Genomic DNA, 24,735 nt, shown 5'->3' with positions numbered 1-24,735 from the left:
GAGATGGGCGCTTGGAACAAATGACGACCTACGAACAACACCCGCTTTCCGCGGCATTCCCGGCGATGAGCGATGCCGAGTTCACCGCCCTTGTAGACAGCATCGCGGACATCGGCGTTCAAAACCCAGTGACGCTGTTTGAAGGCATGGTGCTTGACGGATGGAACCGCTATCGCGCCACGCTCGAAGCCGGCGTTGAATGCCCATCCGTGGAATTCGAGGGCGACGATCCTGTGCGCTTCGTGCGCGCGCAGAACAAGCATCGTCGCCACCTCACAGCCGGGGCGTGGGCACTGGTGGAGGTTGCGCTCTGTGCCTGGAAGCCGGCGCATCGCCCCGATAAGGGTGCAGCGGCTGCACCCTTACGCTCAAACGCGGAAATGGCGGCGAGTGCAGGCGTTGCGGTCCGCACCATCCAGCAGGCAAAGGTTGTCGCCACCAGCGGCACGCCGGACGTGCAGCAGGCGGTCAAGGCTGGTGCTGTATCAGTCGAGAAGGCGGCAGACATCGCGCGTCTGCCGAAGGAAGAGCAGGCCGCAGCGCTCTCCGCCCCGAAGCCCGCGAAGTTCAAGGGCAAGGCCAAGAAGGGACCGAAGGCGGAGTTGATCCGTGCGGAACTCAAGGCGGCGGCGAACAGGTCACAAGCCGAGAAGTCGGAGGCCCGCGTTGCAGAACTCGAGCAATACGCCGTGGAACTTGGTCAGCAGCTCGCCGACGCGCGCGAAGCGCAGGCAGAACTGGAGGCGGACCATGCAAGCCTCTGCAAGGTTGTCGATGCGAACGATCAGCTTGCCGCGGCGCTCGCGGAGGCGAAGAAATATCGGGACCTGGCGGCGGGCCTGCAGCAGCGCATCAACAGCATGATGACCGAGATTGCCGAGTTGAAGCGCTCGGTGAAGCACTGGCAGAAGAAGGCGGGTCAACCCGCATGAACGAACTGTTCGACAGCGGGGAGGCCCTCGGCTTTCCCCCTCCGCGCGATTTCCAGCGTCACGGTTTGATCGGCATCCGCGAAGGCATCGAGGCCGGACACAAGAACCAGATGCTCATGGCGCCGACCGGCGCGGGCAAAACTTACCTGGGCCTGCGGATCGCACACAAGGCGCTCAAGCAGGGCAAGCGGGCAACCTTCCTGTGCGACCGCATCACGCTGATCGACCAGACCTGTAAGCGGGCATTCGAGTACGGCCTTGGCAATCACGGCGTGATTCAGGGCGACCACTTCCGGCAGGACTGGAGCAAGCCGTTCCAGATCGCCAGCGTGCAGACCATCGAATCTCGCGGTTGGCCGCAAACCGATGTGCTGATCGTGGACGAAGCGCACACGCAGCGCGACACCTGGGTGGAGTACGCACTGAAGAGCGAGGCGCGCGTCATCGGCCTGAGCGCCACGCCCTTTTCGCGGGGGCTCGGAAAGGTATTCACCAACCTGGTGAGCCCGACCACCATGCACGCCCTCACAGAAAGCGGCGTGCTCGTGCCCATGCGCGTGCTTTCCTGCCGCCGCCCGGACATGGCCGGCGCGAAGACAAACAGCTTTGGCGAGTGGCAGCCGGCCGAGGCGTCGGAGCGCGGCATGGAGATCATCGGCGACGTGGTGGCCGAATGGCTGCGCCACGCCGAGAACCGGAAAACCATCGTCTTCGGCGCCACCATCGCGCACTGCGAAGAGCTGTGCCGCCAGTTCAACGAAGCCGGCATCTTTTCCGCGACCTTCACCAAGGACACCGACAAGCGCGAGCGCGATCAACTGATCGCCGAATTCGAGAAGCCGGATTCGTCTATTCGCGTGCTGATCTCGGTCGAAGCCCTGGCCAAAGGTTTCGACGTGCAGGACGTGGGCTGTGTGGTGGATTGCCGGCCGCTTCGCAAGTCGCTGTCAACGGCTATTCAGATGTGGGGCCGTGGCCTGCGCTCATCGCCGGAAACCGGCAAGGAAGACTGCCTTCTGCTGGATCACAGCGGGAACATCACCCGGTTTGCCGAAGACTTCACGCGCATCTTCTTCAACGGCCTGGATTCGCTCGACATGGGCGAGGCGCTCGATAAGCAGATCCGGCAGGACGGCAAAGATGAACGCGAGCGCACCGGGTGCCCGAAGTGCCAATACAAGCCGTTCCGCCAGCGTTGCATGTCCTGCGGCTTCGAGATCGCGCCGCAATCGCTCGTCGCCCATGAGGCCGGCGAGATGCAGGAGATCTTCCTCGGCAAGGTGCCGTTCCCGGGCACGAAGCAAGACCTCTGGAATCAGCTTTGCACCTTCGCGAAGCGCACCGACTGGGTGAAGTCGAAAGACGGCTACCCGTACATGCAGTTCAAGGAAATCACGGGGAGCCCGCCGCCTTCGACCTGGCGCGCTGACACCGCGCCCGTGGTGGATGTGTCGGATGCGCTCGCCAAGCGGCTCAAGGGCAAGCGGCAGAGCCACCACATTGCAGCCGCGGCGCAGCGCCGGAAGGAGGCTGCGACCGCATGAGCTTCCTAGACTTCGCCCGCGCCCATGGCGTCGAGATCAAGCCCGAGAAGTTCTTTCCCTCGGACAAGATCCGCCGTTGCGGCACCACCGAAAAGCCGCGCAGCACGAACGGTGCCTATCTCTGGGATGGACAGCGAGGCTGGGTGTATCGCTGGGACGCGGAAGGCCGCGTGCATTGGTACAACGATCCGGACGCAAAGCCTTGGACCGACGAAGAAAAGCGCGCATGGCGTGCGAAGCGGCAAGCCGCGCGCGAGGCGACAGAACAAGGCTACCGAGTGGCCGCGAAGAAGGCCGCAGAGCTGCTGCGCACCACGGTGCCCGGTACGCACGACTACCTGTTTCGCAAGGGGCTCGCCGCGGCACAAGGCCTGGTGCTACCCGATGGGGGCTTGCTCGTGCCGATGCGCGACCTCGCGACAAACGAACTGCGCGGCGTGCAGATCATCCGCTGGACCGACACCGAAGAAGAGCCCGGCGTGAACCGCTGGCGCAAGAAGATGACCTACGGCATGCAGGCCCGCGGCGCGGTGCTCCGCCTGGGCGCGAAAACGGCCATAGAGACGATCTTCTGCGAAGGCTATGCAACAGGCCTCTCCATCGAGATGGCCGTGCGCTCGATGCGCCTGAACGCCGCCGTGATGGTGTGCTTCAGCGATCACAACCTGGTCTTTGCTGCCTCCCACGTCACAAGGGGCAAGCGGTACGTGTTCGCCGACAACGACAAGAGCGGGGCAGGGAGCGCGCGGCGCAGGAAACCGGCCTGCCGTACTGCATGAGCCCGGTACTCGGCGAGGACGCCAACGACATGCACAAGCGCGCGGGCTTGATGCCCTTGTGCGCCTTGCTGATGAAGGTTCGACAGCAGGAGGCCGCTATGTCGTAAGCCGATCTCAACCAAGCACCTTGCCGGTCGGACTACCTATAACGGCAGCAGCAAGGGAAGAGCGGGGAACTGTGAGGAAGTTCTGAAACACCCCGGCAGGCGGCGAAGGCAGCACCTGTGAACGAGAAGGCTACCGGGTCATGTAACGCGACGGGTCAGAAGTCGATGCATGTGAAGGCCAGCCTCTAGGAGGCTAGGTCTGTCCGCTCGGGGTCAGGTTGTATTCGTAGGGGATGTGGTTAGTTAACAGGAGATCAAGATGAGCATGAAGGAATTCGAGCAGTACCTCAAAGCGTCCGACTTCTTCGCCGATTCGATGAACGCGCATCGAGCGGCGACGGCTGAAGTCATCGCCAGCTTTGCCATGGTGCTTAAGCGTCGTGGACAGATGACCGACGTCGAGATGAACGAGCTGCTGCGCCGGCTCGAGGACAGCACCGGCCGCCCCTCCGTGGACGGAAGCCGCCGCAACCTGGCTGCGCGAATCGGCGACAGCCTGAAAGGTCGCGGATGAAAGTCATCGAGCGGTACGCCGCCGCCGTCCGGTCTTCCAACCTGGAAATCAACGAACGCACCACGCGCTCGGACTCCGATGTGTTGGGAGCCATGGGGCTCGCAGCACGGCAGTTTCCTTTGGCCGTCGCCCTGCAGCGCCTGTTCCTTGGCGACAGCACCGCGGCGCGCGAGCTCGTCGAGATCCTAGCGGACGACGCATGGCGGCAGGCGAGGGCGATGCGGGTCAAGCTGAATCGCGTGGAGGCCTATGACCTGGCGCAGGGATGTGTCGCCTGGCATCGCAATCCGACCTGTGACGAGTGCGGAGGGCATGGGGCGACGGTCATTCCTGGCAGCAGGACGCTCGGCGTCCGCTGCAAGCCTTGCAAGGGGACCGGACGCACTTCCCTGAGCAGGCTCTTCAAGGAGCATTCCGAGGTCGCCGACTGGCTTGTTGCGCACATGGAGCGGCATCAAGCGATGGCCGGCCCTGAGGCAATGAAGCAGATTGCGGGCTACCTAGATCTGAAGATTGCCACTGCTGAAGCGGCAAAGTAAAAAGTCTTTACATCGACAGCGATTTGGTTCTAGAATCACGCTGCCTGTACAAATCCCGGGTGAGCCGGGAACAATAAGAGCAGCCCGACCGTCGATGGCGGAGCTGTCTTCGAACTGAAAGCCGTCCTCGAGACGGTTTTTTCCATTCCTGACCGGCGAGAATCAAGGGCGCACGCTAAGTTGGTTTATGTTTTAGCCCAGAAGGGTGAAGGACAGTCGGATCGTTCCCGACCGTGCGCTTTAGATCCAGCATGCTCCTTTCGGCGTGAGTGGAGGGATCTATCCTTGTAAAGCCGAGCTCAAACGCCGGGCAGGTCTGCGGCGAGCAGTTCGGGTAATCGCGCCCTGATCAGGTCTTTGACATCCTCCGGAGATGGATTCTGGCCGTGGTGAATCGGCTGCGTCCGGACAGCGCCACCGACATCGGGAGCGGCGCTCGCATCGATAGTCACGAACGGCGTGGCATCAAACACGTACTGCAGGTGGTCAGCCCTCGAAATCAAGCGGTGTTTGATGTGGGACTCAATTTCCCTAAGAAGCGTCGGGTGCTTCCGCGACAGAACAAAGTAAAGAACCTCCTGAAGTGTTTTCGGCTGTAGCTTGGGGTCGAGCGCACACACGCGAGGATCGTCTCGCTCGAACTTGTATTTGATGGGGATCATCGTCGCCTTCATTGAAAAAGCAGGCACTCTAGCCTAAGCCGTCTACCGAGGCGGCTTTCGTATTTGCGTTCACGGGAGCTGAGACAATTCAGCGATGAAAACTCGCACTCGTCCTGTCCTGCTTTTCGGCCTCCTGACGCTTGCCCTTGCTCAACTTGCGCATTCGGAGGAACCGAGGTTCTCCATCCTCGGCGCAGGGGCGGCTACTTGTGCCGAGTTCCTGGATGCGACGGCGAAAGCTCGGAAGAGTGATCTGGCGTCACAAAACGCCTTGAGCATGCTCTCCTGGGTGCAGGGAGCTCTTACCGGAATGGCTTTTCAGAACATGGTCAACGAAAAGCCAAACGTGAGCTTGCCGGATCATGTTGAGCTGCGCTCGAGGGTGAACGACATGTGCGAAGCAAGTCCCAATGAGCAGCTTGTAGTGATGGCGGCGGCCATCTTTATGGATGAGCAGAAGCTGGCGAGGAGGAAGTAGGTGCTTCTTTGCTTTCTGATAGCTTCGCGGAGTGACAGGCCAAACCTTTGCTCAATGGTGCGCTGACCTGGCGGCTCTGGCTGGCACCACTGAGTTGCTCCAGCCTGCCGTGCTGAGGTACTGCTACGAGTACGGGACCACGCCGCAAGAGCTGCTCGACAAGCTTCGTGATCAAGACGGGAGTGGCGAGCTCATCGCCCAGATCAACGAAGTGATTCGGCGGATTGATGAAATGAGACTGCCGCTCTAGGAAAAGGCGCAGTGCAGTAGATTTAAGATTGGCGTTTGTCGATTGTTGGAAGACACATATGCAGGTTGACGAACTCGAAGCCGGAGCGGTGCTTAACTATTGGGTAGGAAGAGCAGAAGGATGGGACGAAGCGTCTGGTCGCTTCCGCGTTGGCAAGCTGCCAAACGGGCACCTTCTGTGCCGCGCGGATGAAAAGCTTTATGCGCCCTCCGACGACCTTTGCAGTGGTGCGGAGATTGTCCGTCGGAACAGAATTGCGATGTTTCCGACCTACGTACACGAAGCCCCTGGTTGGCACGGAAGAGCCAAATACAGCCCTGAAATAGGCCTGACACCTCGCCGCGGCGACTTCGCCGAAGCTACGGACAGCGAGTACTTGATCGCAGCGATGCGTACCCGAGTGAAGATGGCTTTCGGCGATAGCGTGCCGGAGGAAGTCGCGAAGGAGGCATTTGCTAAGGCCACACCTTTCGGATAACGGTGCTAGCTCACCAGAGCGTGAGAAGGCGATCGAGCGCTCTGATCAGGTGATCGGCCTTGTTTAAGGTGGTAGACAAACCTATCAAGTACTTGACGGTCGCATCGGCGTGGGCAACCGCCACATTGCCGGCGTCAGTCGCCTGTCTTATCTCTTCGCTATTTTCATCAATAATTTTAATGTTCAAAGCCCGCCATCTGGCGAAGATGTCGTCGATACGCTTCTTGATCTCATCGTCGTGGGGAAATCGCCTCTGTAGTGTCTCGAGGTGCCGAGTTTCATCCGCCAGTCTTGCAGCTAGTTCGAGGTCCGCGAAATTTTTCACATCAACCTCCTGAGGCAGGGACAAGGGAGTGATAGAACTTCTCAGCGTCGTCGAGTTTGTCTTGGAGCTGAATGAGATTCTCGACAAGTTCGGAGGTTGAGAATTCGTCTTTGAGCACTGCGCTTCTCAAAGCCAGTTGGGCGCTTTCGGCCTTCTCCGCGACTTCTCGAAGTGACATGAAGAACTGTGGCGCCGCAACTCTTGCGAGATAGACGGCATTTAGGTTCGAGAGCAAAGCTCTTCGTCGTTCGAAGGTGGTTGTCGGCAGTTCGCGCACTCGGTTGTATTCCTGAAGCAGGTACTGCTGGCGTAAGTCGAGCTGCGCGCTGACGAAGGCCGGGATGCTCGGAGATGGACCCGTCAACGGTACGCTAAACCGCTGGACCATGTCCTGACATGCCGCGATCACTGATGGGTGCATCGCGATCACGAGATCCTTGATTGCTTGCCGTCGCTTGTGAGCCGCGAACTCGGTGTATGAGGTCCGAACCGCCGTGCTTACGAGGCCTATTTGTTTTTGAACCTCTGGGTCCGAGTTGCCGGAGTTTTTGCTTATCGTTGTGAGAGAACTATTGAGTTTGGTGGACGACTTATCGATACTTTCCTTGGGATCGGTAGTTGCTAGCGTCTTAAGGGTGACGGCATAGGCTTCGATCAGTTCGAGGCGCTTTAGGCGGACACCAATGGCATTCGTGGCTTGTGGCGAATACGAGATGAAGCCTTCAAAGATTCTGAGGTCAGCTTCCGTTCTCGGCGTCGTCGCCATGTAGTCCAACTTGTACTGGACGCTGGCGTCTTCATAGAGTGCAAATGCCTTTTGACTGGCTTCGCTGAACTTGAGAGCAGAAGTTCCGAAGTGGTCAACCTGTTTTAACGATACAGAACTGCACGCTCCGATGAGGAGAGCATAGAGACATACCGCGCAAGTCCGCCAGGCGTTCCGCATACTTCCCTCCAGCACCTTTTGATTGGGTGCTTCATTCGAAAGTGGAACGTCAAAGCTGTCTATCCCCTCTTTAGGGTACGTGGTCGCTATTCCCCTTTTTCACATTTATTGTCTTCATTTGGCCCATTGCTTGTTTCCCGAGGAGGTGGGCTGCGATGCAACCGAGCTGCCTCTGGGGATGCGAAGTTAATGACAAGCACGCCAAAACACAGTGGACAGCCTAGTTGGCGCACAGACAAGCGCAAGACGGCGGAACGAGGGTACGGCGGGCGCTGGCAGAGAGAGCGCAAGGCTTTCCTAGCGCGCCAGGAGAACGTCCTATGTGTGATGTGCAAGGCAGAGGGTCGCGTGACCACGGCGACAGTCGTTGATCACAAGGTGAAGCACGAGGGCAACCAGACCCTGATGTGGGACCAAGCGAACTGGCAGCCCCTATGCAAGCAGCACCACGACTCGGCGAAGCAGATGCTCGAGAAGTCTGGCAGCGTGCAAGTAGTGATCGGCGAGGACGGATGGCCGGTCGAACGCGCGAAGGATTGATGGAGCGCACCTCACGAGGACGACTTCAGACCCCGGGGGAGGAAAAACCTCAGAGTGGGATCAGCCTCCTGACCAGGCGCTTAGCCTTTTATTCACACGTGCAGTTCAGCAATTTGATTTTTGAGAGTCGAGGTTTCCTATGCCCAACCCCAAAAAGCCGCGAGCGCTAAAGGTGGTCTCGGGTACGGTCCAGCCGAGCCGCGACGACAAGCTAAGCGTCGAGTTGCCGCCGGTTGTTGATGTTCCGGAGCCGCCTGAGTGGCTGCCAAACGCGCATGCCGTGAAGGAGTGGAAGCGGTTGGCACCTATTCTGGTGGCCAACAAGCTGCTGACCGACGTAGGTCTGAGCCCGTTGGGCAACCTGTGCGCCCTGCATGGAAAGATGGTCCAGCTCTGGGCCGCGGGCGAGGCGCCTGTCGCGTCGATGGTGGCGCAGTACCGAAACCTGATCAACGACTTCGGCATGACGCCGGTGTCGCAAGGCAAGGTCAAGCCGGTGGGCGAAGAGCCGGCAGGAAACAAGTTCGCTCAGCGTGGCAAACGAGCCGCGTGATTTCGTCGCGATTGCGAAGGACTACGCGAAGAGGGCGGCGAACCCCAAGAATCGAAAGCAGTTCGGCATCTGGATGCGGCTGGCCGGCCAGCGCTTCCTGGACGACCTGAAGCGGGCGAAGAAGGCCCAGGGCTCCCCGTTCTACTTCGACGAGTGGCATGCGAATGACGTGTGTCTGTTCGCCGAGGATCTGCCGCACGTCGAGGGGGTTTGGGACACGCCGACTATCGTCTTGCACGAGTCGCACATCTTCTTCCTGGTGCAGCTGTTCGGGTTTCGCAAGCAGGACGGTACGCGTCGCTTCACCACGGCGCTTTTTGCCATTGCCCGCAAGAATGCGAAGAGCACGCTGGCCGCGATCATCGGCCTGTACTGCCAGAACTGCGAAGGGGAGAACGGGCCGCAGGTGATCACCGGCGCGACGACCGGGCAGCAGGCCCGGATCGTGTTCAAGGTCGCGAAGACCATGGTGGAGAAGACGGCGGATCTGCGGTCTGCATTTGGACTCGAGGCATTCGCCAACGCGATCGCCAGCTACAACAACGGCGGCACTTACAAGCCGATCAACGCGAAGGCGAGCACGCAGGACGGCCTGAACCCGAGCTGCACGATCCTGGATGAGATCCATGCGCACAAGAATCACGACCTGTTGAACGTGCTGAAGTCGGCGGCGGGTGCGAGGCGAAACCCGCTGTTCCTGTATCTGACGACTGAGGGCTACGCGAACCCGGGACCATGGGAAGAGGAACGAGAGTTTGCAAAGAAGGTGCTGCGCGGCCTGATCGAGGCTGACCACTATCTGGCGGTTTACTACGCTGTAGACGAGAAAGACGACGACCTCGGCACGGAAGCCGATGACGACTTCGACGAAAGCGCCTGGCGGAAGGCGAATCCGTTGATGGACGTGAACCCCATCCTGCTCGACGAGATCCGGAAAGCCGCCATCGAGGCGAAGGACAAGCCTGGTCAGCACGCCGAGTTCAAGATCAAGCGGCTGAACCGGCCGTCAGCGGTCGCGCAGGGCTGGGTCAACATCACCAAGTGGCGGGAGTGCAAGGGTGCCGTCGATCTGGAGTGGTTGCGGAAGTACCCGTGCACCGGTGGCCTCGACCTGTCGAGCACCACCGACCTGACGTCGTTCCGGCTGGTCTGGGACATCGATGGATTCATCTACACGCACGGATGGCGCTTTGTGCCGTCGATGGCGGTTCGGAAGCGCACGCAGCGCGGTCTGATCCCGTATGCGGGCTGGGTGCTGAAGGGGTTGCTGATTGAGTCGGGAGTCGAAGCCATCGACTACGGACCTATCGAGAAAGTGATCATCTCGGCGAAGGAGAACTTCAACCTGACGGCGGTTGGTTACGACGGATGGAATGCATCGCAGACGGTGCAGAACCTCAACGCCGCGGGCGTGAAGATGCAGCAGTTCATTCAAGGGCCGCGTAGCTACCACCCGGCAATGCAGGCGCTAGAAGTGGCCTATCTGAATGGCCGCCTAGCTTTCGGGCAAGACCCAATCCTGAACTGGAACGCATCGAACCTGATCGCCCGCCAGGATGCAAACCTGAACAACGCGCCGGACAAAAAGAAGGCGCCCGAAAAGATCGATGACTTTTGTGCCCTGTTGATGGGCATAGGCGCCGGCCAGGTGGAGAAGCCACGAACGCCAGACTACAAGATGATCGTTATCTGATCGTCGCCCTCACTCGAAGCCCGCCCTGTGCGGGCTTTTTCCATTGGAGCCAACACTATGGACCGTGCGTTTTCCACCATCGAGATCAAGGCTCTGAACGAGGGCGACGGCCGCCGCACGTTCAAGGGCATCGCCTCGACGCCAAGCACCGACCGCGCCGGCGACATCGTCGAGCCGGGTGGTGCGCAGTTCAAGCTGCCCATGCCATTCCTCTGGATGCACGACAACGCCGATCCCATCGGCTGGATCACGGCCGCCAAGGTCACCGAGAAGGGCATCGAGGTTGAGGGTGAGGTGGCCACCGTCGAAGAGGACGGCCCGCTGAAAGAACGCCTGACCATGGCCTGGCAGATGCTCAAGGCAAAACTCGTTCGCGGCTTGTCGGTTGGCTTCAAGCCCATCGAAACCGCTCAGATCAAAGGCTCGTTCGGCGTGCGCTACATCAAGTGGCTCTGGTTCGAACTGTCCGCCGTCGTCGTGCCCGCAAATGCCGACGCATCCATCACCGCGATCAAGTCGATCGACAACGCCCTGTTCGCCGCGACTGGCAAACAGCAGGACCGTGTCGTTCGCCTGCTCGCTCCCGGCGTCTCGGGAAATCCCAAAGCCCGAAAGGGCGTCGTTTTCCTCAATTCCTGAAAGATCATCATGAACCTGCAAGAACAGATCAAGCGTCTCATGGAGACGCGCACCGCCAAGGCCCTCGAGCTCGAAGGCGTGCAAAAGAAGGCCATGGACGAAGGCCGCACCAAAGACGAAAGCGAGCGCGAAGCCTTCAAGGGCCTGACCGCAGACATCAACCAGATCGACGCTGAGCTGACCGACCTGCGTCAGCTCGAAACGATGCAAGTCGAGAAGGGTGTTCCCGCTGCTGGTGGCAACCCCGCCGCTGCAGCAGGCGCACGCGGTGCAATCGCCACCGGCGGCGCTCCCGCGATCCACATGAAAAAGGACGCGGACGAGAAGTTCAAAGGCCAGAACTACACCCGTATCGTTATCGCGAAGGCACTCGCCCGCATCAACGACACGAACCCACTGTTCGAGGCGCAGCGCCGCTGGGGTGAAACCAACCCCACGCTGGTGAACATCATCAAGGCGAACGAAGTGCCTGGCGGCGGCACCGGTGCGGGCGAATGGGGCAGCGAGCTGGTGGCGGTGAACAACCAGTACACCGGCGACTTCATCGAGTTCCTGTACGGCGCGACGGTCTACGACAAGCTGCCGCTCCGCGAGGTGCCGGCGAACGTGATGATCAAAGGCCAGGACGGCGCGGCCACGGGGTATTGGGTGGGTGAGTCCAAAGCGATCCCTGCCACCGCCATGGACTTCATGAACGTGACGCTGAGCCGCCGGAAGGTCGCCGCCCTGGCTGTGATCTCGAACGAACTGATCAAGGATTCGTCGCCTGCCGCGGAAATGCTGGTGCGTGATGCCCTGGTCAACGCCTCGGCACAGCGCGTCGATCTGACGTTCCTTTCCGCTGCCGCCGCCGTTGCGGACGTTTCGCCGGCCGGTATCCTGAACGGCGTCACGCCCATCGCCTCGGCTGGCGACGACGCGGACGGTCTGCGTCAGGACATCAAGGCGCTCTATGCGCCGTTCCTGACCGCGAAGAACGCCACCGGGCTGCAGCTCGTGACGAGCCCGACGCTCGCCAAGGCAATCCAGCTCATGACGAACGCCCTGAGCCAGACCGAGTTCCCGGGCATCACCACCGCCGGCGGCACGCTGCTGGGCGATCCGGTGGTGACTGGCGACAACGTCAATCCGGCCTGGCTGGTGCTGCTGAAGCCGAGCGACATCTACCGCATCGGTGACACCGGTGTCGAGGTGTCGATCTCGCGCGAAGCCATGATCGAGCAGAACTCGGCGCCGACTGGCGCGACCGACACGCCGGTCGCCGCTTCGCAGACGATGACCTCGATGTTCCAAAGCGAATCGACGGCCATCAAGGTGGTGCGTCCGATCAACTTCGGGAAGCGCCGCGCCTCTGCCGTGGCCTATGTGAACGACGCGGCCTACGGCACTCCGCCCGCGCCCTGAGCGTAGCCCGCCGGGCCCCTCGGGGCTCGGCTCTCAAATTCCTCAAGGAGCCGCCATGCGTCAAGATCTCAAAGCCCTCAAGCCGTTTCGCTATGCAGGCCGTGCCCTGGAAGCCGGCGACAGATTCAGCGCGTCCCGCCGCGACGCGCGCGTGCTGCATGCGTTGGGCCGGGCGGCGCCTGCCGATTCCTACCAAACCACCGCGGCTACTGCCACGGTGACGAAGGCACCCGCCAAGAACGCGGCGCAAAAGCCCGCAGCCAAGAAGACGAAGGCGCCCGCCAAGTGAGCACCTTCGGCGCCTACCTTCGCGAGCAGCAAGTCCTGCAAGCGGCTCAGGTGAAGGCTGTCCCAACGGTGCAGCCGCGCAGGTTGGTCTCGCTGAACACCAGCGGCGCCTGGATCGACATCACGCCCGCTCAGCCGCCCGGTTACTTCCAGCTCGACATCAACGCCCGCCCCGAGACGGTGATGTCACATCCGGCCGTCTTCTCGTGCGTGACGGTGATTTCCAACGACATCGGCAAGCTGCGCACGCGACTGATGAAAGTAGACGCCGATGGCATTTGGAAGGAAGCCCAGAGCGCGGCTTACTCCCCGGTGCTGCGCCGGCCGAACAGCTACCAGAACCACATTCAGTTCCGACAGTGGTGGATCATTTCGAAACTGGTCTGGGGCAATGCCTACATCCTGAAGATCCGCGACGGCCGCGGCGTGGTGATTGGCATGTACATCCTCGATCCGGGCCTGGTGATGCCGATGATCGCGCCAGACGGCACGATCTTCTACCAGCTCGCGCAGGACAATCTTTCCGGCCTGCAGTTGCCTACGGTGTTCGTGCCCGCGTCGGAGATCATTCACGACCGCATGAATTGCCTGTTCCACCCACTGGTGGGCGTGTCGCCGCTGTTTTCGGCCGCGCTGCCCGCTTCAAGTGGGCTGGAGATCCTGAAGGATTCGCAACGCTTCTTTAAGCAGGGGCCAAGCCCAGCGGCATTCTGGCGGCGCCTGGTGCGATCGGCCCCGAAACGGCGAAGGAACTGAAGGAATACTGGAACGCGAACTTCACCGGCACCAACGCCGGCAGGGTCGCGGTCGTTGGCGATGGACTCAAGTACGAGCCCATCCGCATGACATCGGTCGATTCGCAGACGAAGGAGCAGCTTGGCCTGAGCGCCGACATGGTCGCCCAGGTGTTCCATGTTCCTGGGTTCAAGGTTGGCGGACCCATCCCTGCGGGTCAGAAGGTGGGCGACCTCAACCAGATCTATTTCAGCGATGCGCTGCAGTCGTTGATCGAAGAGATGGAAGCCAGCCTCGATGACGGCCTTTCGCTTCCAGCCGAGTACCGCACCGAACTCGACCTGGGCAATCTCCTGCGCATGGATCCGGCCACGCAGGCGGACGTGACCGTGAAGCTGGTCGGCGGGGGCGTGAAGACGCCGAACGAAGGCCGCGCGGATCACAACCTGCCGCCGCTCGAAGGCGGCGACACGGTCTACATGCAGCAGCAGGATTTCCCGCTGGATCAGGTCCGACTGAACAAAATCGCACCGCCTGCTCCTCCTCCGCCGCCCCCGACGCCACCGGCGCCCGCGCCAGAGCCCGAGGAAGAAGACCTCTCAGAAGAAGAGCGGCGCGCGTTTGCCGACTACATCGCGAAGGAGCTTGAATGCGAGCCGACCTGAAAGCACTGGCCGACATCGTCATCCAGACCTTCCGCGCCGCCATTGCGCCGATTGCCAAACGATTGGACGAACTCGATCTGGTGGTGAAGGGCATCCCGGAGGCCCTGACGCCCAGGATCGAAGAGACCGTGAAAAAGGCGGTCGAAGCCATCCCGCCCCCGAAGGATGGGCAGGACTTCCCGGCCGCAGAAGTGGAGCGCATGGTGGCTGTCGCCGTGTCTGCTATTCCGCCGGCCAAGGACGGTGAGCCAGGCTCGAGCGTGAGCATTGCGGATCTGGAGCCCGTCGTCGCGGAAGCCGTTTCGAAGGCGGTTTCCGAAATTCCCGCGCCCAAAGACGGCGAAAGCGTGCCAGTCGAAGAGGTGCGCCGAATGATCGACGAAGAGGTGGCGAAGGCTCTGGCAGCCGTGCCGCCGGCCAAGGATGGAGAGCATGGTCGTGATGCGCTGCAGATCGAACTGCAACCCGCAATCGACGTGGAGAAGTCCTATCCGCGCGGCACCTACGCTCGCCACGCAGGCGGGCTTTGGCGGGCGTTCGAAGCGACTAAGTCCATGCATGGTTGGGAGTGCGTCGTTGACGGCATCGCCGACTTGCGCATCGAACAGCCCAGCGGCCGTGAGTTCACGCTCGTGGCTCGCACCTCAAGCGGTGCCGAAGTCTCGAAGTCGATCAAGGTTGCCGCGCTGGTGGATAAAGGCGTCTTTCGTGCGGACGAAGGCTACGAGGCCGGCGACGGCGTAACGTGGGGCGGCTCGTTCTTCATCGCGCAGAAGGATGCGCCTGTCGGCAAGCCCGGCGAACCCGGCTGCGACGGCTGGCGCCTGGCAGTGAAGCGCGGGCGCGATGCAGGAAAGGGGTTGCCGTATGACCATGCTGGTGACGCTTGAGCAGGCCTCCGATCACCTGCGCCGCGACACGGTAGACGATAACGCCGACCTGACGCTGAAGATTCACGCTGCATCCGGTGCTGTGCTGCGCTACCTGAAGGGCGCCAACCACTTCCAGCCTGAGCTTGACGCCGAAGGAAACCCGGTGGTAGACGCCGACGGGAAGCCGGTCTACACGACCGAGGTGCTGTTTGAAGTTCAAGCCGCCGTTCTGCTGCAGCTCGGCTATCTCTACAAGGACCGGGACAGCGACAAGGACCACGAGTACGAGCAGGGCTTCCTGCCGCGGCCCGTGACAGCGTTGCTGTACGGCCTGCGCACCCCGGCACTCGCATGACCCTCGAAGCTGGAAGCCTCAACCGTCGGGTCAAGCTGCAGCGCCTGGTGGAGACGCAGGACGACGATACCGGCGCCATCTCGAAGACTTGGCAGGAAGTGGCGACGGTTTGGGCGAACGTGCGCTACCTGAACGGCGTTGAGACGCTGAAGGCAGACACGACGATCAGCGCGGCCAAGGTGTCGATCCGCATTCGCTTCCGCGCAGACGTGGTGGCGAAGTGGCGCGTGGTCTACGCGCTGACGAATTTCAACATCCTGGCTGTGCTGCCTGACGCGCAGGGCCGGGAGTACGTCGATCTGGCGTGCGACACAGGAGCGAACGAAGGATGACGAACCGCATGAAGACAATGGCCGGGCAGGGCGCCGACTTGCGCGACCTCCTGATGACCGAACTGAACATCCCTCGCTCGTCGAAGTGGTTCGAGGTGCGCTTCGGCGTCGGCGAGCGTGTGACTGTGCGCTGTGAGTTCTACGCGGAAGAGCAGCCCGAGTGCGAGGAAGAGCCCGATGTCCCGGAGGTTCCAAACTACGGAGGACTGAATGGCTGACACCCGCACCTTGCACGGCCTCGACGACGTGCTGGCCAAGCTCAAGGCGCTCCCGCCAGAGATAGCCAGCCAGCGCGGCGGCCCGGTGAAGGCGGCGCTGCGCAAAGGCGCGGTCGTGATCCAGAAGGCAGCAAAGGCGAACATCCGCCGCATCACGCAGAACACCGAGGAAGCCGGCTACGCCAGCACCAAGACACTGGAAAACGCTGTCGTCGTGCGCCGCGATCCGAATCCGCAGCGCAGTGGCGCGAACGAACGGTATCGCGTTCTGATTAGCCGCAAGAAGTACGAAGGCCGCGACACCAAGGCGGTGGCCACGGGCCGCTACCTGGAGATCGGGACCGAGAAGCAGAAGGCCGAGCCTTGGCTGACGCCGGCTTACATGAGTGAGCGCGAGAAGGCGCTGTCCACGGTCGAGCAGGAGCTCGTTGCGGGCGTCAATCGTGCAATCGCCAAGGTCTCGAAAGGTGGCCGCTGATGCTGCCCGCAGTCTTCCCCCTGCTGAGGAACGCTCCGGCCGTCAGCGCCTTGATCGGCACGAGCCCGGTGCGCGTGTACCGCCACGGCAGTGCGCCGCAGGACGTTTTGCGGCCCTACGTCACATGGAGCGTACCTGGCGGCACCGCAGAAAACACGTTTCAGGGCGCTGACGCCGATTTCTTTCGAGTGCAGGTCGATTGCTGGTCCGATGACGACGCGGAGATCGAGACGCTGGCCGCTGCCGTGCGCGATGCGCTCGAGCCCGCCGCGCACCTGGTCGCCTATCTCGCCGACGAACGCGACTTCGACACCAAGCGATTCCGCCTCAGCTTCGCATTCGACTTCATCAAGCCGCGCTGAGCAGGACAGTTTCCAACCACCAGGCCGCAATCGAGCGGCCTTTTTTTCGACCAAAGAAAGGCCATCACCATGGGCACCGTCATCAAATCACAAGGCACCGACCTCTACTGGGCCACGGGTCCGACCGCCGTCGCACGCGTCGTTTGCGCCACTGGTATCACCGGTCTGGGCGGCCCGCGTTCCCAGATCAACACCTCGTGCCTGGACAACACCGAAGACGAAACCTTCGTCGGCGGCCTTGGCACTCCCGGCCAGGTCACCGTGCCGTTCAACATCCACAAGGGTGAGACGGCGCACGAAGATCTGATCGCCCTGAAGGCGTCGGGTGCGAGCGTCTCCTGGGGCATCTACAGCTCCGACGCCGCCACAGTGCCGACCGCCGTTGCCTCGGTCATGCAGACGGTCGTCGGTCGCGTCTCGGCCCGGTTCACCGGGTATGTCGCGGACTTCAACCTCGACGTAGCCGGCAACGACATCTGGAAGGGCACGATCACCATCCAGCGCAGCGGCCCTGTGCTCTGGGACCTGTTGACGGCATGAACGACTTCGACACCTTCTTCGTCTCGCCTGAGGTGCACGAGCGCACGGTCGAGCTTGCCGACGGCACGAAGCACATCCTGCACTTCCGGGAAGTGCCGGCGACGGTCTTCCGCAAGTTCCAGATGGACGAGTCCTCCGACGACGAAGACGTGCGCGCGAACAGCATCGCGCGGCTCATCGCGGCAAGCCTCTGTAAGGCAGACGGCTCGCCAGCGATCTCCGTCGAGAAGGCCGCGACGCTCAAGCCGAACCCCTCGAACGCGATCTTTTCGGCGGTGCTCTCCGTAAACGGGGTGGGCGCTAAGGGAAAAGCCCAGCCGCCGGGGGAACCGACTGGTTCTGGCACGTCCTCGCCCTTGCCCTCGGCGGCCGAACAGTAGAGGAATGGCAGGCCTGCATGACGCAGGCCGAGTTCCAGCGCTGGGGCGCCTTTTTCCGAGAAAACCCCTTCGACGACTTTCACCGCTACCACCGACCGGCCGGGCTCATCTCGGTCAGCCTGGGGGGCGGCGACGTGCAGGACAAGCTGGACTGGCTACGGCCTCCACCTGATACCGGGCATACGGGCGCGGACATGGACCTGTTCAAGGCCGCCGGTATCACTCCACCGAGAAAAGAAATATGACCATCGGCAGCATCGTCGTAGACCTGCTCGCTCGCACAGGCTCGTTTGAAACCGACCTGAACCGGGCCGCGAAGCAGGCGGAGAAGCGCGCGAAGGAGATCGACGCCGCTGTCTCGAAGGCAGGTGCTGCCGTTGGGACTGCGCTCGGTGCGGCAGGCATAGCCGCCGTGTACTTCGGCAAGCAGCTGATCGACGGCCTGGACGCGCTCAACGACGTGGCGGATGCCACTGGGGCCAGCATCGAAAACATCAGTGCCCTCGAGAACGTGGCGATGCGTACCGGCAGCAGCATGGATACCGTCACCGGCACGCTTGTGAAGTTCAACAACGTGCTCAAAGAGGTCGATGGCAAGAACGCCGCATCGCAAGCGCTAAAGGCACTCGGCTTGGACGCGCAAGAACTAAAGCGCATCGATCCGGCAGAGGCGCTGCACCGTACTGCTGTCGCCCTCGCCGGCTTTGCCGACGACGGCAACAAGGCGCGCCTCGTACAAGAACTGTTTGGCAAGTCGATCCGGGAGGTCGCACCTCTGCTGAAGGATCTGGCCGAGAAGACCGAACTCGTGGGTACGGTGAGCGCAGAGCAGGCCGCCAATGCCGAGATCTTCAACAAGCAGATCTTCGCAATGAAGGCGAACGCCACCGAAGCCGCCCGCTCAATCGTCGGCGATCTTCTGCCGGCGCTGAACCAGTTTCTTCGGAACGCCGCCGACATCAAGAAGATGGGCGGCTTCGGCCTGATCGTGAAAGATGCTGCCAAGGACATGATCGGCTTGGGCCGGATGACCGGTGACAACGGTGCGGACATCAAGCGCCTCATGGCGGAGCGCGAGAAGCTGCAGGCGGAGATGGACAGGGAGGCACGGCCCCTTGTGCGCGCCAACGACAGCCGCAAGGGCGACATCGAAGAGTTGAACCGGTATTTGGCCTTGCTTCGCATGAAGCAGCGCAACGAGATTGAATTGGCGAACATGGGCCAGGATTTCGGTGACGCGGTATCGCGGCGCACAAAGAAGGCGCCATCGCTCCCGGAGATTGCCGCTGTCAAAGAGCCAAAGAAAGCTGGCACGCCAAAGGACTCCGAGCACCAGAAGTACCTTGAGAACCTAGGCAAGGAGCTGAGCCGCACTGAAGAATTGTCTCGTGCTGGCATGGTGCTGGCCGACATCCAATCGGGCCGACTGAAGCTGCTGAAAGGCGAGAGCGCTGAGCCGTTGCTCGCGATCGCTCGTGAGATCGACGCCAACAAAGAACTGACGGAAGAGAAGAAGCGACGCACTGAGTTCGACGCTCAGCTTCGCGAATCGGTGCTCCAGGACGCGAAAACACAGGAGCAGCAGGTAAAGAGCCTGGCGGAAGGCAACAAGGCGATGCGCGAGGAGATTGAGCTCATCGGAAAGAACGCCGAAGCCCAAGGGGTGATCGAGCAGGCCCGGCTGAGCAGCCTCATTGCCATGAAGGAGCAAGAGCTTGCGGAAGAGCGCAGCACTGAGATTCTGACCCGTAAGGCAGCGGCGCTCGAGGAGGAAATCCGGCTGCTGACGGAGCGCAAGGAACTTGTCGGCCTCAAGGGTGTAACCCAGCAGATCGCCGACGACGCGAAGAAGACGGAAGAACTGGCGAACAGCATTGGCGCCGCATTCTCGAGTTCGTTCGAGAAAGCTGCCCTTGAAGGCGGGAAGCTGAGCGACGTACTGAAGGGGCTCGGGAAAGACATCGCCGCATTGGTCTTGCGCCAGACGATCACCGTGCCACTTTCGAACTCGATCGCGAGGGCACTGCAGACCGGAACCCCCGCTGTTGGGGCAGGCGGCGCTGGGGGTGGTGGCGGTTTCGACTTCGGTAGCCTCATTACCACCGCCATGAGATTTATTGGCGGTGCCTTTGCTGATGGCGGTTCGCCGCCTGTCGGCAAGGTCTCGCTCGTCGGTGAGCGTGGGCCAGAGCTGTTCGTGCCGAACACTGCCGGCAAGATCATTCCGAATCACGCGCTCGGCGGCGGGGGGCGCCTGTCAGTGTCGTCATCAACAACACCGTTGGCGACGTTGCCACGCTGTCGCAGCTGAAGGAGGCGCAAGCGGGCACCGAGCGGCGCATTGCCGCCGCGATCGGCCGCAGCCAGCGTTACTCGGGAGCGCTCGGATGAGCTTGATTTCTCTGCCGTTCGGCTTTTGCCCCAGCGCCTTCACGTTGCGCATGCAGACGAACCAGCGCGCATTCGGTTCCCCATTCGGAGGAAGCGAGCAGGTTATCGACCTCTTGAACGACCGCTGGCTCATCTCGTTGACGCTACCGAACCGCCTGCACGCCGATGCCGCTCGGGTGGAAGCGTTCATCGCGTCTCTGCGCGGCATGACGAACACCGTGAACCTGTATCACTGGGTTCGCAAGATCCCCCGCGGCACGCTGCGCGGAACCCCAACCGTCATTGCGACGACGCCGGCCGGCAACCCATTCCTCCATGTCCAGGCTGTGGCCGGACAGACCGTGTTGGCCGGCGACATGCTGGGGGTCGGTGGCTTGCTGCTCCAGGTCAAGGACGACGCGACGGCTGACGGTAGCGGCTTCCTGGTGGTCAACATAGCCAACCGTCTGCGTCGTCAGATCGCTGCCGGCACTGCGGTGATCTGGGACCGACCCACCGCACCTTTCAGGCTGTCTTCGCCCTCGGCTGTCCAGTACATCCCAGGCTATGCGCCCGAAGTCTCCATGGATTTTGTTGAAGACATCGGATGAGAACGCTATCGGCCCCGACCCTCGCGGCGCTTGGGGGGCGCGTGCTCTCTATCGCGCAGCTGGTTCATATGGACTTTCCCGGGTTGCCAGTTGCCCTGACCTCCGCGAACTTCGACATCGACTATGCCGGGGTGACGTATCGCGGGGCGGCGGGGCTCGGGACCATCAGCCAGATCGAAGACTCGCCCGGTGAAATCAAAGGCTTGCAATTCCAGCTTTCCGGGGTGCCGATTGAATACCTATCCCTAGCGCTGGACGATGCATCGATTGTGCAAGGCACGTCGGTCGTCATCCGCCTGGCGATCCTCGGCGAAGGGACCTTGTTCGATGCACCGATCGACTGGACCGGCCGACTCGACTCGATGAGCATTGAAGAAGACGGAGACACCTGCGCCATCGTCGTCACTGCCGAGAGCACGGCTGTCGATCTGCTGCGTGGCAATGCCCTCACCACGAGCAACGCGGACCAGCAGTTTCTTTACCCAGGCGATCGCGCGTTCGAGTACGTGGCGCTGCAGAACAGCCCGATCGTCTGGCCGACGAAACAACTCTTCATGGCGATGCGCTGATGAGACATCAAGACTGGCAACTGCGCTTTTCCGACTTCGGCAAGGCGCGCGCGAGCATGCCCTTTGGCTGGGGCTCTAACGACTGCTGCACGTTCGCGGCGGCGGCCGTGAAGGCGCTGACGGGCGCCGATCCGATGGTTTCCGTTCCGTCATACGACAGTGCCTCAACAGCGGCGCGAATGATTGAAGAGGGCGGTGGCTTGGAACAACTTGCTTCATCCTTCCTAGGCCAGCCGGTGCCTGTAGCGATGGCCGCGGTCGGTGACATCGTGCTCGTGCTAAATGCCAATCGGCAGATGCTGGGCGTTTGCAACGGAACCAATGTGCTTGCGCCTGGAGAAGCTGGCATGGCGGTGCTTGGCATGGACGCTGCGCTAGCGGCCTGGAAGATCTGATGCCACAGGCAATTGTCGGAATCATCGGCTACGTAGCCGGCGCCGTAGCTGGGTCAACGCTGGTCGCCTACGCCGTTTCTCTGGTCGGGACGCTTGCGCTTTCGATGCAGCAGAAGAAGAAGGCCGACCGTCTCGCGCGCGCACAGTTCGACGCTGCCCAGGTCGATCGACTGGCCAATGTGCCAGGCACGATCGCGCCGCGTGAGCTGGTGCTCGGCCGGGTGCGAAAGGGCGGCCATGTGTTCTACCGGGCCAGCGTCGGGCAGTACAAGGAACTGTTCATCATGTGCGTCGCGTTGGCGGCGCATGAGATCGACGGCATCGAACAGATTTACTTCAACGACCAGCCTGTCGATCTCGACGAAAACGGCAAGGTCACGACAGCGCCGTACGGCGTCGCATCGAAAATCAGCGCGCAGCAGGTGCTTCCGGGTCCGGTGACCGCACTCGATCACACGCCCATCGAAGGAGGCGCGACGGTCCGAGTTGATCGTGTCTTTCTCGGCGGCGGCGGTCGTACCGAGGTGACCGCATTCACGGTGTCCGGCAATGTCGTGACGATTACAGAGGACATGAGCAGCGAATGGCCGCTGCCCCCGAAAATCTACACGGCCTATTACCAGTACCCCGGATTCAATTCGTTTGCCAACGTCCGCTGGCACCTCGGCTCGCCTGGTCAGGCGGCGGACGATGCCCTCATCCAGCAGCTGGGAGGCGCCTGGACGGCGGCGCACCGTGCGGCCGGCGTTGCATACCTGGTCTGCAGCTTCGCTTACAGCGACACGGCGTTCCCGTCGGGCATTCCCAACGTGACAGTGCGCATGCGCGGCGCCAAGGTGTACGACCCCCGCGATGGCGTCACCAGGTTCACTGAGAACCCTTCCTTGCTGATGCGCCACGTCATACTCCATCCGCAGTTTGGCAAGCGTACGACCCTCGAGCCATCCGAAACCGCCCGGATCATCGCCGCGGCGAATGCATGCGACACCGCAACCAACTACACGGGCGGCGTAGTTGTGCCGATGTACCGCGCGGGGTGTGTGTTTCCCTTTGGCGCTGCGCCGAGAGATGTCCTCGACGATCTTTCCCAGGCCATGGGCGGCGAGTGGGCGTATGCGGCGGGCGAGTACTTTGTGCGAGCCGGTGTTTATCAGCTGCCCGTGATGCATCTGACCGACGCGGATCTTTCCGTTGTCCAACGCAGCAATGATGGTTCGGTGTCGCAGAACCCTGTGTCCATCAGCCCGCACCGCCCGCGCAATGACAAGGTCAACACGGTAGCGATTCGAATCTGGGACGAGGCGGCAAACTACGTCCAGACCCCGATCCCGCCTTTTCGGGCCGACGCTCTGGTGGCCGACGACGGCGCGGAGTTGTCGCAAGAGATGACCATGCCTGCGGTGTTCTATGCCGGGCAGGCGTACCACATTGCCGGAATCTATCTGCGCGACAGCCGGGACCCTCTGACTACCACGCTGTCATTCAAGATGAGCGCGTACCCGCTCGAGTTGTTCGACAGCGTCACGCTCACGCTGTCTCGCTATGGCTGGACGGCCAAGGAATTTCGGATCATGTCGCGCACCTTCTTGCCTGATGGGCGGGTGCAACTGATGCTGAAGGAGACCACGGCGGCCATATTCGCATTGGGCGCCCCGTTCGTGCCCGGAGGCTATGCACCGAACACGGGCTTGCCGAAGCCGTGGGAACTCACTCCGCCTGTCATCGTTTCGATCCAGAGCGGAGAAAGCGAACTCATCGTGCAGACGGATGGCACGATCGTCAACGGCGTGCGGGTTTCCTGGGAGCCGATCCTAGACGCCTCGATCCTGAATGGCGGGAGCGTCGAGCTTCAGTACATGGTGATTTCGAGCGCCGGCCCGTGGGTCAGCGTCATCGTGCCGGGAACCGCGACAGAAGCCAAATTCAGCGGAGTTCCGGACGGGGCGTGGTTGCTCATTCGCGCCCGCACGCGCAATAGCCTCGCCGAGAGCGACTGGGGCATTCAGTCCCTCCACCGGGTGGTCGGGAAGACGGAACCTCCGCCGGACATTGAAGGTCTGTCGATCTCGGGAAGTGTTTTGTCTTGGACGTTACCGCGGCGCGTGCCTGATCTCGCGGGCTTTGTGTTCCGCTTCCACTACGGCAACAACCTCGACTGGAACTCTGCCGCGCCGTTGCACACCGGCGTTCTCACCGAGAGCCCATACGACCTGATCACGCGGCCGGGCGGCCTGGTCACGATCATGGGAAAGGCGCTCGATACCAGCGGAAACGAATCGCGCGCCACAGCAAACATCATCATGAATCTTGGCGATCCACCGATCGCCAACATCGTCGAGCAATTCGACTTCCGGGCGTTGGGGTGGCCGGCGTCTCAGCTCTATCTACCGCAGGACGACTACCTTCTCTTGGACGGAGCCGGCAACTTCTTGACGGACCAGGACGGCAACTTCCTGACAACTGGTTTCGGCCCGCTGCTGCAGACCGAGCAGTATGGATGGTCCGAGATCGATGGCGTGCTGCAGGCCGATGCGCTGGATTCCTTCTACGGAGATGACAACCAGACCTTCTACGGGGCGGATCTCGATTCCTTCTACGAAATCGGCACGTACAGCCGCATGGTCTACGTGACCGGAGAATTCACGGTAGTCGCTGCGCTCGCCGGGTCGATCATGACCCTCTTTCACACAACCCAGGGTGTCGACCTTCGCATCGACTACCGCTTGGCGGGTCCTGGCTCGTTCTATGGCGCCGACAACCAGAGCTTCTATGGCGCCGATGCAGCGCCTTTCTATGGACCTCCTGGCGCGTGGCAGCCGTGGCCTGGCCAATTGGTGGTGCACAACGATGCCTACCAGTTCCGCGTGACGATCGGAGGGGGAACCATCCGCGGCATTCTGTACGAGCTCATCGCCATCATCGACGCGCCCGACATGGAAGAGACCCTGCAGGACGTGCTCATCGGTCTGGCCGGGACCACCATCCCGTACACGAAGCCCTTCAGTTCAATCAAGACGATCCAGGCAACGCTACAGGCCAACGCCAGCGGTGCGGTGACCGTCGAGACCGACAAGACCAATCCGCTCGCGCCAAAGATCAGGGCATTCACCGATGCCCACGCCCTCGTCGGCGGGGCAACCGCAGACATCACGCTCAAGGGCTATTAGCCCTCCAACCACTCA

General features: G+C 61.7%; 30 protein-coding genes and 1 pseudogene. 28 read left to right on the top strand and 3 right to left on the bottom strand.

Annotation, left to right across the window (positions count from 1 at the left end; genetic code table 11):
* Window positions 1–20: 20 nt before the first annotated feature.
* The 5 genes from M0765_RS26605 to M0765_RS26585 all read left to right on the top strand — a co-directional run bounded on the left by M0765_RS26605 (window position 21) and on the right by M0765_RS26585 (window position 4,415).
* Entirely contained in the window at window positions 21–932 is a 912-nt protein-coding gene (locus M0765_RS26605) for a hypothetical protein (protein ID WP_258507236.1), read from the top strand.
* Window positions 929–2,476, top strand: a complete 1,548-nt coding sequence (locus tag M0765_RS26600) for a DEAD/DEAH box helicase (protein WP_258507234.1) — start codon at window positions 929–931, stop codon at window positions 2,474–2,476. The genes M0765_RS26605 and M0765_RS26600 overlap by 4 nt, the downstream gene beginning before the upstream one ends.
* Window positions 2,473–3,255 (top strand): hypothetical protein, encoded by a 783-nt coding sequence (locus M0765_RS26595; RefSeq protein ID WP_258507219.1) that lies wholly within the window; start codon window positions 2,473–2,475, stop codon window positions 3,253–3,255. Before M0765_RS26600 ends, M0765_RS26595 begins: the two co-directional genes overlap by 4 nt.
* Window positions 3,256–3,621: 366 nt before the next feature.
* Window positions 3,622–3,876, top strand: a complete 255-nt coding sequence (locus M0765_RS26590) for a hypothetical protein (protein ID WP_258507216.1) — start codon at window positions 3,622–3,624, stop codon at window positions 3,874–3,876.
* A complete protein-coding gene (locus tag M0765_RS26585) occupies window positions 3,873–4,415 on the top strand; it encodes a zinc finger-like domain-containing protein (RefSeq protein ID WP_258507214.1) in 543 nt (180 codons plus the stop codon). Before M0765_RS26590 ends, M0765_RS26585 begins: the two co-directional genes overlap by 4 nt.
* A 299-nt stretch (window positions 4,416–4,714) precedes the next feature.
* Here the strand turns inward: M0765_RS26585 and M0765_RS26580 are convergent, their stop codons facing one another.
* Entirely contained in the window at window positions 4,715–5,077 is a 363-nt protein-coding gene (locus M0765_RS26580) for a hypothetical protein (RefSeq protein WP_258507212.1), read from the bottom strand.
* 94 nt (window positions 5,078–5,171) lie between these two features.
* Between M0765_RS26580 and M0765_RS26575 the strand changes: the two genes are divergently transcribed.
* Window positions 5,172–5,555, top strand: a complete 384-nt coding sequence (locus M0765_RS26575; RefSeq protein WP_258507210.1) for a hypothetical protein — start codon at window positions 5,172–5,174, stop codon at window positions 5,553–5,555.
* Window positions 5,556–5,863: 308 nt separating this feature from the next.
* Window positions 5,864–6,283 carry a DUF2591 domain-containing protein gene (locus M0765_RS26570; RefSeq protein ID WP_258507209.1) on the top strand — a complete coding sequence of 140 codons (420 nt, stop codon included), beginning with the start codon at window positions 5,864–5,866 and terminating at the stop codon, window positions 6,281–6,283.
* A gap of 10 nt (window positions 6,284–6,293) precedes the next feature.
* Here the strand turns inward: M0765_RS26570 and M0765_RS26565 are convergent, their stop codons facing one another.
* Entirely contained in the window at window positions 6,294–6,608 is a 315-nt protein-coding gene (locus tag M0765_RS26565) for a hypothetical protein (RefSeq protein ID WP_258507207.1), read from the bottom strand.
* 1 nt (window position 6,609) lies between these two features.
* Window positions 6,610–7,554 carry a hypothetical protein gene (locus M0765_RS26560; protein WP_258507205.1) on the bottom strand — a complete coding sequence of 315 codons (945 nt, stop codon included), beginning with the start codon at window positions 7,552–7,554 and terminating at the stop codon, window positions 6,610–6,612.
* A 348-nt stretch (window positions 7,555–7,902) separates the two neighbouring features.
* Here M0765_RS26560 and M0765_RS26555 point away from each other — a divergent pair, with 348 nt between their 5' ends.
* The 21 genes and pseudogenes from M0765_RS26555 (at window position 7,903) to M0765_RS26450 (ending at window position 24,720) form a co-directional block, all read left to right on the top strand.
* A complete protein-coding gene (locus tag M0765_RS26555) occupies window positions 7,903–8,094 on the top strand; it encodes an HNH endonuclease (RefSeq protein WP_342456052.1) in 192 nt (63 codons plus the stop codon).
* Between the two features lie 139 nt (window positions 8,095–8,233).
* Window positions 8,234–8,647, top strand: coding sequence for a P27 family phage terminase small subunit (locus M0765_RS26550; protein ID WP_258507203.1), 414 nt, complete (start codon window positions 8,234–8,236; stop codon window positions 8,645–8,647).
* On the top strand, window positions 8,628–10,340 hold the full coding sequence (locus tag M0765_RS26545) for a terminase large subunit (protein ID WP_258507202.1): 1,713 nt from the start codon (window positions 8,628–8,630) through the stop codon (window positions 10,338–10,340). Before M0765_RS26550 ends, M0765_RS26545 begins: the two co-directional genes overlap by 20 nt.
* Before the next feature lie 57 nt (window positions 10,341–10,397).
* Window positions 10,398–10,979 carry an HK97 family phage prohead protease gene (locus M0765_RS26540; RefSeq protein WP_258507199.1) on the top strand — a complete coding sequence of 194 codons (582 nt, stop codon included), beginning with the start codon at window positions 10,398–10,400 and terminating at the stop codon, window positions 10,977–10,979.
* A gap of 9 nt (window positions 10,980–10,988) precedes the next feature.
* Complete coding sequence (locus M0765_RS26535; RefSeq protein WP_258507197.1) at window positions 10,989–12,383, top strand: phage major capsid protein; 1,395 nt, start codon at window positions 10,989–10,991, stop codon at window positions 12,381–12,383.
* Window positions 12,384–12,438: 55 nt separating this feature from the next.
* Window positions 12,439–12,672: a hypothetical protein gene (locus tag M0765_RS26530; protein ID WP_258507195.1), complete on the top strand. Its 234-nt coding sequence runs from the start codon at window positions 12,439–12,441 to the stop codon at window positions 12,670–12,672.
* Window positions 12,673–12,854: 182 nt separating this feature from the next.
* Window positions 12,855–14,071: pseudogene (locus M0765_RS29585) on the top strand (phage portal protein).
* Window positions 14,056–14,961, top strand: a complete 906-nt coding sequence (locus tag M0765_RS26515) for a phage portal protein (RefSeq protein ID WP_258507192.1) — start codon at window positions 14,056–14,058, stop codon at window positions 14,959–14,961. The pseudogene M0765_RS29585 and the gene M0765_RS26515 overlap by 16 nt, the downstream one beginning before the upstream one ends.
* Window positions 14,939–15,298, top strand: a complete 360-nt coding sequence (locus M0765_RS26510) for a head-tail connector protein (protein WP_258507189.1) — start codon at window positions 14,939–14,941, stop codon at window positions 15,296–15,298. Before M0765_RS26515 ends, M0765_RS26510 begins: the two co-directional genes overlap by 23 nt.
* Window positions 15,295–15,630 (top strand): phage head closure protein, encoded by a 336-nt coding sequence (locus M0765_RS26505; protein WP_258507187.1) that lies wholly within the window; start codon window positions 15,295–15,297, stop codon window positions 15,628–15,630. The genes M0765_RS26510 and M0765_RS26505 overlap by 4 nt, the downstream gene beginning before the upstream one ends.
* Window positions 15,631–15,638: 8 nt before the next feature.
* Entirely contained in the window at window positions 15,639–15,848 is a 210-nt protein-coding gene (locus M0765_RS26500; protein WP_258507186.1) for a hypothetical protein, read from the top strand.
* The gene (locus M0765_RS26495) at window positions 15,841–16,326 is read left to right on the top strand and encodes an HK97-gp10 family putative phage morphogenesis protein (protein WP_258507185.1); all 486 of its coding nucleotides are present in this window, start codon (window positions 15,841–15,843) and stop codon (window positions 16,324–16,326) included. Before M0765_RS26500 ends, M0765_RS26495 begins: the two co-directional genes overlap by 8 nt.
* Window positions 16,326–16,688, top strand: a complete 363-nt coding sequence (locus tag M0765_RS26490) for a DUF3168 domain-containing protein (RefSeq protein ID WP_258507177.1) — start codon at window positions 16,326–16,328, stop codon at window positions 16,686–16,688. The genes M0765_RS26495 and M0765_RS26490 overlap by 1 nt, the downstream gene beginning before the upstream one ends.
* A gap of 69 nt (window positions 16,689–16,757) precedes the next feature.
* Complete coding sequence (locus M0765_RS26485; protein ID WP_258507175.1) at window positions 16,758–17,228, top strand: phage tail tube protein; 471 nt, start codon at window positions 16,758–16,760, stop codon at window positions 17,226–17,228.
* Window positions 17,225–17,608 carry a hypothetical protein gene (locus tag M0765_RS26480; RefSeq protein ID WP_258507173.1) on the top strand — a complete coding sequence of 128 codons (384 nt, stop codon included), beginning with the start codon at window positions 17,225–17,227 and terminating at the stop codon, window positions 17,606–17,608. Before M0765_RS26485 ends, M0765_RS26480 begins: the two co-directional genes overlap by 4 nt.
* Window positions 17,609–17,625: 17 nt before the next feature.
* Window positions 17,626–17,853 (top strand): phage tail assembly protein T, encoded by a 228-nt coding sequence (locus M0765_RS26475; protein WP_258507172.1) that lies wholly within the window; start codon window positions 17,626–17,628, stop codon window positions 17,851–17,853.
* A complete protein-coding gene (locus M0765_RS26470) occupies window positions 17,850–19,919 on the top strand; it encodes a hypothetical protein (protein WP_258507170.1) in 2,070 nt (689 codons plus the stop codon). The genes M0765_RS26475 and M0765_RS26470 overlap by 4 nt, the downstream gene beginning before the upstream one ends.
* Window positions 19,920–19,995: 76 nt before the next feature.
* On the top strand, window positions 19,996–20,589 hold the full coding sequence (locus M0765_RS26465; protein WP_258507168.1) for a hypothetical protein: 594 nt from the start codon (window positions 19,996–19,998) through the stop codon (window positions 20,587–20,589).
* Window positions 20,586–21,158 carry a hypothetical protein gene (locus M0765_RS26460; protein WP_258507166.1) on the top strand — a complete coding sequence of 191 codons (573 nt, stop codon included), beginning with the start codon at window positions 20,586–20,588 and terminating at the stop codon, window positions 21,156–21,158. The genes M0765_RS26465 and M0765_RS26460 overlap by 4 nt, the downstream gene beginning before the upstream one ends.
* Window positions 21,158–21,553, top strand: a complete 396-nt coding sequence (locus M0765_RS26455) for a DUF6950 family protein (protein WP_258507164.1) — start codon at window positions 21,158–21,160, stop codon at window positions 21,551–21,553. The genes M0765_RS26460 and M0765_RS26455 overlap by 1 nt, the downstream gene beginning before the upstream one ends.
* Window positions 21,553–24,720: a phage tail protein gene (locus M0765_RS26450; RefSeq protein ID WP_258507162.1), complete on the top strand. Its 3,168-nt coding sequence runs from the start codon at window positions 21,553–21,555 to the stop codon at window positions 24,718–24,720. Before M0765_RS26455 ends, M0765_RS26450 begins: the two co-directional genes overlap by 1 nt.
* The last annotated feature ends 15 nt before the right edge of the window (window positions 24,721–24,735 follow it).

It is taken from the genome of Variovorax sp. S12S4 (assembly GCF_023195515.1).
Lineage (GTDB): Bacteria > Pseudomonadota > Gammaproteobacteria > Burkholderiales > Burkholderiaceae_C > Variovorax.
The sequence above is the reverse complement of the archived record's forward strand: the minus strand, read 5'-3'. Positions and strand labels throughout refer to the sequence as shown.

What these genes read in the sequence shown, in the direction of transcription:
- M0765_RS26540 (WP_258507199.1), top strand. Translation starts at nt 10,398, where the DNA reads ATGGACCGTGCGTTTTCCACCATCGAGATCAAGGCTCTGAACGAGGGC.
- M0765_RS26505 (WP_258507187.1), top strand. Translation starts at nt 15,295, where the DNA reads ATGACCCTCGAAGCTGGAAGCCTCAACCGTCGGGTCAAGCTGCAGCGC.
- M0765_RS26450 (WP_258507162.1), top strand. Translation starts at nt 21,553, where the DNA reads ATGCCACAGGCAATTGTCGGAATCATCGGCTACGTAGCCGGCGCCGTA.
- M0765_RS26600 (WP_258507234.1), top strand. Translation starts at nt 929, where the DNA reads ATGAACGAACTGTTCGACAGCGGGGAGGCCCTCGGCTTTCCCCCTCCG.
- M0765_RS26575 (WP_258507210.1), top strand. Translation starts at nt 5,172, where the DNA reads ATGAAAACTCGCACTCGTCCTGTCCTGCTTTTCGGCCTCCTGACGCTT.
- M0765_RS26475 (WP_258507172.1), top strand. Translation starts at nt 17,626, where the DNA reads ATGACGCAGGCCGAGTTCCAGCGCTGGGGCGCCTTTTTCCGAGAAAAC.
- M0765_RS26550 (WP_258507203.1), top strand. Translation starts at nt 8,234, where the DNA reads ATGCCCAACCCCAAAAAGCCGCGAGCGCTAAAGGTGGTCTCGGGTACG.
- M0765_RS26535 (WP_258507197.1), top strand. Translation starts at nt 10,989, where the DNA reads ATGAACCTGCAAGAACAGATCAAGCGTCTCATGGAGACGCGCACCGCC.
- M0765_RS26510 (WP_258507189.1), top strand. Translation starts at nt 14,939, where the DNA reads ATGACCATGCTGGTGACGCTTGAGCAGGCCTCCGATCACCTGCGCCGC.
- M0765_RS26580 (WP_258507212.1), bottom strand. Translation starts at nt 5,077, where the DNA reads ATGATCCCCATCAAATACAAGTTCGAGCGAGACGATCCTCGCGTGTGT.
- M0765_RS26495 (WP_258507185.1), top strand. Translation starts at nt 15,841, where the DNA reads ATGGCTGACACCCGCACCTTGCACGGCCTCGACGACGTGCTGGCCAAG.
- M0765_RS26590 (WP_258507216.1), top strand. Translation starts at nt 3,622, where the DNA reads ATGAGCATGAAGGAATTCGAGCAGTACCTCAAAGCGTCCGACTTCTTC.
- M0765_RS26515 (WP_258507192.1), top strand. Translation starts at nt 14,056, where the DNA reads ATGCGAGCCGACCTGAAAGCACTGGCCGACATCGTCATCCAGACCTTC.
- M0765_RS26605 (WP_258507236.1), top strand. Translation starts at nt 21, where the DNA reads ATGACGACCTACGAACAACACCCGCTTTCCGCGGCATTCCCGGCGATG.
- M0765_RS26460 (WP_258507166.1), top strand. Translation starts at nt 20,586, where the DNA reads ATGAGAACGCTATCGGCCCCGACCCTCGCGGCGCTTGGGGGGCGCGTG.
- M0765_RS26465 (WP_258507168.1), top strand. Translation starts at nt 19,996, where the DNA reads ATGAGCTTGATTTCTCTGCCGTTCGGCTTTTGCCCCAGCGCCTTCACG.
- M0765_RS26570 (WP_258507209.1), top strand. Translation starts at nt 5,864, where the DNA reads ATGCAGGTTGACGAACTCGAAGCCGGAGCGGTGCTTAACTATTGGGTA.
- M0765_RS26470 (WP_258507170.1), top strand. Translation starts at nt 17,850, where the DNA reads ATGACCATCGGCAGCATCGTCGTAGACCTGCTCGCTCGCACAGGCTCG.
- M0765_RS26500 (WP_258507186.1), top strand. Translation starts at nt 15,639, where the DNA reads ATGAAGACAATGGCCGGGCAGGGCGCCGACTTGCGCGACCTCCTGATG.
- M0765_RS26585 (WP_258507214.1), top strand. Translation starts at nt 3,873, where the DNA reads ATGAAAGTCATCGAGCGGTACGCCGCCGCCGTCCGGTCTTCCAACCTG.
- M0765_RS26560 (WP_258507205.1), bottom strand. Translation starts at nt 7,554, where the DNA reads ATGCGGAACGCCTGGCGGACTTGCGCGGTATGTCTCTATGCTCTCCTC.
- M0765_RS26480 (WP_258507173.1), top strand. Translation starts at nt 17,225, where the DNA reads ATGAACGACTTCGACACCTTCTTCGTCTCGCCTGAGGTGCACGAGCGC.
- M0765_RS26595 (WP_258507219.1), top strand. Translation starts at nt 2,473, where the DNA reads ATGAGCTTCCTAGACTTCGCCCGCGCCCATGGCGTCGAGATCAAGCCC.
- M0765_RS26455 (WP_258507164.1), top strand. Translation starts at nt 21,158, where the DNA reads ATGAGACATCAAGACTGGCAACTGCGCTTTTCCGACTTCGGCAAGGCG.
- M0765_RS26485 (WP_258507175.1), top strand. Translation starts at nt 16,758, where the DNA reads ATGGGCACCGTCATCAAATCACAAGGCACCGACCTCTACTGGGCCACG.
- M0765_RS26530 (WP_258507195.1), top strand. Translation starts at nt 12,439, where the DNA reads ATGCGTCAAGATCTCAAAGCCCTCAAGCCGTTTCGCTATGCAGGCCGT.
- M0765_RS26490 (WP_258507177.1), top strand. Translation starts at nt 16,326, where the DNA reads ATGCTGCCCGCAGTCTTCCCCCTGCTGAGGAACGCTCCGGCCGTCAGC.